The sequence below is a fragment of the Komagataeibacter europaeus LMG 18890 genome, from assembly GCF_000285295.1.
In the GTDB taxonomy this organism is placed as follows: domain Bacteria; phylum Pseudomonadota; class Alphaproteobacteria; order Acetobacterales; family Acetobacteraceae; genus Komagataeibacter; species Komagataeibacter europaeus.
Window position 1 is genome coordinate 1 of the sequence record NZ_CADP01000161.1, and the last position, 4,554, is coordinate 4,554.

The following is a 4,554-nucleotide window of genomic DNA, read 5'->3' on the forward strand; positions in this document are numbered from 1 at the left end:
ACCAGCGGGATACCAACGGCCGCCAGGCGTTCCTCCAGTGTGCGGTGATAGGGGCCGGTTGGCTCGAACACCACCCGGGCAACGGCTTTGATGTCGCCGATCCAGCGCAGAAGCGCGGTCTGGCCCTTGCGGGTGTTGGCGACACGGACGGTATCACCGCCGGGGTGACGGGCAGCGTCGAGATGATCCTTGGATACATCGATCCCGATTGTGATCGATGCGGGTGGCAATTCGGCCTTGGAAGCCGCAACTGGATGCGTCATCTTTTCCATGTCCTATGCTTGTCATCCGAGGCCGAACCTCGGGTATCCGTTCAGGGCACAAGGAAAAGAAGGGGTGGTCATACTCTCAAGTCGACCCATTACGGTCTGCCTGTTACCGACCCGTCCCCTTCCTGATTTTTCCGGGGTGGCCACCCCGGAAAAATCAGTCCTTTGTCGCACGCAGCGACACGGAATGCATAAGACAAGCACCCGGCTTCTGGCCCAGCATACACGGCTGCAGCCCGCACAATGACAGGACACGGTGGGCCGGATAGGCCCATCGTGCAATCTGCTACTAAGAGACTGTTTGAAAACAAGTGATTGATAAAAAATAATAAAAGTTTTTGGATGCCACCTTTTTTCAAAAAGGTGGCGTTCTTCGCAGCTTTTTGAAAAAAGCTTCACCAGGGAATTTTCTCATGTCCCCGATACAAGCAGCAGATGCGCCTGCCGGGAACGGGACTGATCCCTACTTTTTCTTTGTCGTTGTCGCGGCCACAGGCAGGACAAAAGGATCCGCGGCCGTGGCCGTGCCCGCCTGCTTTGCCCAGAGATCGGCGGCAGTCTTGTCTCCTGCCTGCTGCGCGCTCTGGCTGGCGCGGGCGTAAAGCTGGGCCGCCGCCTGTGTATTTCCTGCCTTGTCGGCCGCACGGGCAGCAACCCCAAGGGCACGGGCCATGTCACGGTAATCCACCTGCGTCTGGCGAATGGTCGCCGCCTGCATCGCATCCTGCATGGCGGTCTGCGCGCTGCCACCCGTGACCAGCAGGTTACGGGCGGCAATTTCCTTCGCATCCGCCGTCCAGCCATCCGGCAGCTTTCCGGTCAGATTGGCAAAATAGGCATCAACGGATGCCAGCGTGGCCTGATCCCCGCTGTCATCGGCAATCAGCCCCCGGATCAGCTGGGCTTTCTCGACAATATCGGTGTCCTGCGCGCCTGCAGCGCGTGATGCGGCGGCGGCCGCAGTATCCTGGCCCAGCCGGTGCAGCGCGCCTGCCTGCACCAGATCCAGCCCGGCGTCATCCCCCGTCTGGCCGCGCATCGCCAGGGCTGAACGCGTCGCGGTTACCGTGGACAGCGCATCCTGCGGCTTGCCTTCGTCCAGTTGCACCGTCGCAAGGTTGTAGCCCGCATCGCCTATGGCCGTGACATCATCCCGCGCGATGGCACGCTGGCCTGCGGCGCGGTATTGCTGTTCCGCTACCGAAAGGCGTTCAAGCCCCACGGCATCCTTCGCGGTATACATGTCCTGCGACAGGGTGGTGTCACCCGGCTGGGTAACCGCCTGCCCCCCACCGCCACATCCCGCCAGCGCAAGGGCAAGGCCAAGGGCCGCGTATTCCTTTTTCATGCTCATGGCTGCACCTTCTGCGCCGGGAGGCTGGCATGGGCATGCTTCGCCGCCTTGTTGCCATTACCGCCCAGTATCCACAGGCCGCGCATCTGATCGACCAGCTTCTGCAGGCTGCCAGCGGTTGTCTGCGCCTGCACCAGAAGCACCGGCAGTTGCTGGCTCGCGTCCTGCAGGTTGTGGGTGATGGCCGGTGTCGCGTCGCTCAGGTCGCCCGTGGCCTTCTGCACGTTGGTCATGCTCGCACTGGCCTTGTCCATGACGCCCGCAAGCTGTTTTTCGATCGGTGTCAGCTGTGCCACGGTAGCGTTAAGGCTGGTGATCATCTGTTCAGCCTGGCGGATCAGGTCATCATTGGTCATGAGACGCCCGATGGAGCCCTTGCCTGCATGCATGTCCGTAATGGTGGCGTCCAGCGTCGCCATCATGTGCTGGGCGTTGTCCAGAACCGGAATGACACGGTCACGGATGTCACTGAAGGTCTGGGTAATGGTATCGGCCGGGTTGGGGGCGTTGGTGGCGCTCAGCACCGCGTAGCTCCAGTCCAGCTTGTCCGCCGTCCCGCGTGAAATGTCGATGTAGCTGGCACCGGCCACCACGAAACGCTTGCGGATGATGGCCGTGCTGTCACGACGGATATAGGGTTCGATGTCGGGATCAATTTCGGCAATGGCGTACATGCCTCCCGACGGATTGATCCGCACGCGCCGCACGGTGCCCGCATGGATGCCCATGACCTCCAGATCGTCACCAACGGACAGGCCGCTGACCCCGTTTTCCGGCAGCACGATCCGCAGCCTGCCCGCAGGCGTCAGCCAGTCACGCAGCACGCCCGCCTCGATCACCGCGCCAAGCAGGATGACAAGGGCCACAAGGACAAGGATCCCCACCCATTCATCGGCGTAACGGACACGCACAAGCTGCCGGATTCCGTCTGACTGTTGTTTCTGGACCATTACACCACCCGCATGGGAAAAAGACCTTCATCAAGAAGGCGCATGTGGATATTCACCGCCTTGCGATACTCATGCCAGGCCGCCGCGGAACGGACGAACCATAACACGCCACAGCCACGATCCCGCGCCGCGGTCATCATTTCAAAAAACGGCAGGATATTCTCCTCTGGCAGCGTGTCGGATATATCCTCCAGCACCAGCAGGTCCGGCCGCCCCATAAACGCGCGCACACAGGCCGCCCGCGCCAGATCCGCGCCCGACAGCCGGTCGGGGGCGGATGTTGGCAGGCCGGGAAAACCAAACCGGTGCCCCAGTTCAGTGGCATGCAGGACCACGTTATCAAACGGGTCTGTGGTATGGTACAGGTGCGGCAGCATGATGTTGAGATGCGTGCCAAACAGGTTAAGCCAACTGCTGTTGCGCGAAATGCGCCCGATGCGCCCCCGCAGCGCATTGAGCTGCCGGTCGCGCAGCGCGGCCCAGTCCAGCCCCATGAACTTGATGGTGCCCTGCGTCAGGGAAACCATGCCGGAACACAGATCGGCAAACATCGCCGCCCGTTCAAAGTCACGGCAATCAACCACAGCGCATTCACCGGGCATGATGCGCAGGTTGTAGGGCGCGGGCATGAGGCCGGTTTCCTCGAACGACGGCACGACGTTACGCAGTTCCAGCAGGGGTGCGTTGGCTGTCATGTCAGATGGGGTGGTTGCCGTCCTCCCCGCACGGCATCGCAATGTGCCAGAATGGTCGTTGGAAGAAACGACTGCGCGAAAGGACGGCAGATGAAGGATACAGTGATAGGCGTTGATCTGGCAAAGAACATTTTCCAGGTTCATGGAGCTTCGCGTGCGGGCGAGGTGATGTTTCGCAAAAAGCTGCGTCGTCAGCAGTTTATGCAGTTCATGGCCACGCAGCCGCCTGCTCTGGTCGTTCTTGAAGCGTGCGGGAGCGCGCATTACTGGGCTCGCGAACTGGCAGGAGCTGGTCACGAGGTCAGACTGATCGCTCCGCAGTATGTGAAGCCTTTCGTGAAGCGCCAGAAGAACGATGCTGCTGATGCGGAAGCGATCGTCATTGCGGCCCGTCAGCCGGAAATGCGCTTTGTCGAACCACGCACTGAAGCGCAGCAGGCGCGTGGCGTTCTTTTCCGGGCCCGGCAGCGTCTGGTGCACCAGCGCACGGAACTGGTGAATGCCCTGCGTGCCGTTCTGTATGAATTCGGTCTCGTCGTGCCACAGGGGATTGCGCATATCAGACACATTGAAGCCATGCTGGATGAGGCGGTTCTGCCAGAGGCTGTGAAGCAGGAATGCCTTGATCTGCTGCGACAGATTTCGGAGCAGAGTGTGCGGATTGATGTCAGAACAAAGAAGATCAGGATGCTTGTCCAGGAAAGTGAAAACACCTGCAGATTGCAGAGCATGCCTGGAGTGGGTCCTCTGACCGCTCTTGCGATTGAAGCTTTTGCGCCTGACCTGCAGAGCTTCCGGCGCGGGCGCGACTTTGCTGCGTGGCTGGGGCTGGTGCCCCGTCAGTTCTCATCTGGCGGAAAGGAAAGGCTGGGGAAGATATCAAAAGCCGGGCAGGCTGATATCCGCAGGCTTCTCATCATGGGCGCCATGACCCAGGTGAACTGGGCCAGCCGTAAGGCCCCTGCACCGGGAAGCTGGCTGGCACGGATGCTGGCCCGCAAGCCCCGTATGCTGGTAGCCATTGCGCTGGCCAACAGGATGGCACGAGCCATCTGGGCCATGGCAACAAAACAGGAGGATTATCGGGATCCGGCCCTGTCCGTGGCAGCCTGAGCGATGGCTCGGCTCCCGCGGATGGAACCGGTAGGGGTGTGAGAGGGCGATGACCTGAATGGGCGCATGATCGTCTGATCCGGATCGGAAAAACCAGTGGATTTCTCTGTGCTTTAAAGCACGCCTGTGAGATTTGGATCTGATCCGCTGATCACCATACTGGCCAGTGGCTT

The 4,554-nt window shown here is 60.7% G+C and carries 4 protein-coding genes and 1 pseudogene; 1 reads left to right on the forward strand and 4 read right to left on the reverse strand.

Annotation, left to right across the window (positions count from 1 at the left end):
- The 4 genes and pseudogenes from GEU01_RS23460 to GEU01_RS19560 all read right to left on the reverse strand — a co-directional run.
- Positions 1–263, reverse strand: a pseudogene (locus GEU01_RS23460) (hypothetical protein); the annotation flags it as partial.
- A 469-nt stretch (positions 264–732) separates the two neighbouring features.
- Positions 733–1,623 (reverse strand): hypothetical protein, encoded by an 891-nt coding sequence (locus tag GEU01_RS19550; protein WP_019087405.1) that lies wholly within the window; start codon positions 1,621–1,623, stop codon positions 733–735.
- Positions 1,620–2,573, reverse strand: coding sequence for an MlaD family protein (locus GEU01_RS19555; RefSeq protein ID WP_019087406.1), 954 nt, complete (start codon positions 2,571–2,573; stop codon positions 1,620–1,622). Before GEU01_RS19555 ends, GEU01_RS19550 begins: the two co-directional genes overlap by 4 nt.
- Positions 2,573–3,268 (reverse strand): P-loop NTPase family protein, encoded by a 696-nt coding sequence (locus GEU01_RS19560; RefSeq protein WP_019087407.1) that lies wholly within the window; start codon positions 3,266–3,268, stop codon positions 2,573–2,575. Before GEU01_RS19560 ends, GEU01_RS19555 begins: the two co-directional genes overlap by 1 nt.
- Before the next feature lie 90 nt (positions 3,269–3,358).
- Between GEU01_RS19560 and GEU01_RS19565 the strand changes: the two genes are divergently transcribed.
- Complete coding sequence (locus GEU01_RS19565; protein WP_019086379.1) at positions 3,359–4,381, forward strand: IS110 family RNA-guided transposase; 1,023 nt, start codon at positions 3,359–3,361, stop codon at positions 4,379–4,381.
- Positions 4,382–4,554 lie beyond the last annotated feature (173 nt).